The 1423-nt window shown below is 41.3% G+C and carries 2 protein-coding genes; both read right to left on the bottom strand.

Annotated elements, in window-relative coordinates; all coding sequences use genetic code 11:
* Positions 1–55: 55 nt before the first annotated feature.
* The gene (locus BM030_RS19555; protein WP_090975276.1) at positions 56–394 is read right to left on the bottom strand and encodes a GNAT family N-acetyltransferase; all 339 of its coding nucleotides are present in this window, start codon (positions 392–394) and stop codon (positions 56–58) included.
* A 13-nt stretch (positions 395–407) separates the two neighbouring features.
* A complete protein-coding gene (locus tag BM030_RS19550) occupies positions 408–1295 on the bottom strand; it encodes a pirin family protein (protein WP_211657678.1) in 888 nt (295 codons plus the stop codon).
* Between the last annotated feature and the right edge of the window lie 128 nt (positions 1296–1423).

The raw sequence follows: 1423 nt of genomic DNA, 5'->3' as shown, positions 1-1423 counted from the left end.
GGTACGAAGCACGTCCGCCCCCCGTTACGCCAAACCCTTGTTATGTGCAAGTGCTTTAGTCCAGTAAAACCGTTGATTCTGTTACTCTTACTTGGTCTTGCAAATAATCGTCAGCCAAAAGATGTTTTAGTTCGGGATGCCGGGCAAAGGTTTTGACCACAAACGGACATAGCGGATAAATTTTTGTTTTACTTTCTTCCGCAAACTCCACCAATCTGTTGAAAAGCGGAATACCCAATTTTTGGTCTTTAAATTCTTCGTAAACCCTTGTACCGTTGGCAAGCAGGTTGCCGTTGTCCAACCATTTGTATTGAATCCACCCTGCTTCCATTCCGTTGTCTAAGATAACAAAGAATCTCCCTTCTTTGCCATCGTCATATTGTTTGAAATTCATTTTATTTTTGTTTTTAATTGATAATAGATTTCCTCGATTCTGAAAAGGAAGTGATTTTTTGTTCACTTGACAAATCGTTCAAATGTGGAAATTTTCCCTGACGAAAATCTCGATACATCTGTGCGATGTCTTCCATGGTATCTGCTACAAAAGGTCCGTGATGAACCACAGGAACATTATGAGGCTGTCCGGCATACAACACAAAATGCGTATCGTTTTCCAATGCTTCAAATTGTATTTCGGTCTCGCCGTCTGCAGTCGCTTTATCAAGCCAACCCGCTTGTTCGGCATTGATGATTTTGTCGCCTGCTTTCACACTGCCTTTTAATACATATACCAAACCATTATAGTGCGATGGAATTTCCTGTGATACCACAGCTCGGTTGTCTAACCTGAAGTCCACCAAAGTAAATGGCGTATGGTTTTTTAATGGCGAAATCAATCCGTTACTGCTTCCGCTATAAACACGAATTTCGTATGTATCGGTTTTAATTTTGGGTACGTCTTCCAATAGCATTCTTTGTAAGAAAGGTTGAGCGTATCGCTTTTCGGGCGGTAGTACCAACCACACTTGCAGCATACGAAGTTTTTGTTTGGAAGTGATTTCTTCGGTGTGGATAATGCCTTTTCCGGCGGTCATTAGTTCAAAACTTCCCGTTTTCCAATCTTTTTCATTGCCTTCCAAAACCAAGCTCAAGGTTTCAAACCCAGCGTGTGGATGTGCTCCTCCTACGGGTTCTCCACCCGGAAGATTCAGACTGTCGTCCATAAATAAAATAAAAGGGTCGCTGTCTTTGTAAGGTACACCGTCCAATACCGCCATTGCACGATGTCCTGTTCCCAAAAAACCATTATGCCAATGGTTTTGGGTTATTTTTGAAATATTTCTGCGTATCATCATTGTTGTACTTTTTTAGTTAAAAAAATCCTTTGCTTCAGTTCGGGGAAACGAATAAACGCCGTAATCCAAAGCAGCATTTGAAAAATAACCGCCATTGCTATCGGTTGTTGATGTTGCAAATGTGTGAC

It is taken from the genome of Parapedobacter composti (assembly GCF_900112315.1).
GTDB lineage: Bacteria > Bacteroidota > Bacteroidia > Sphingobacteriales > Sphingobacteriaceae > Parapedobacter > Parapedobacter composti.
Note: the sequence above shows the minus strand (reverse complement) of the source record. Positions and strands in the feature narration are given on the sequence as shown.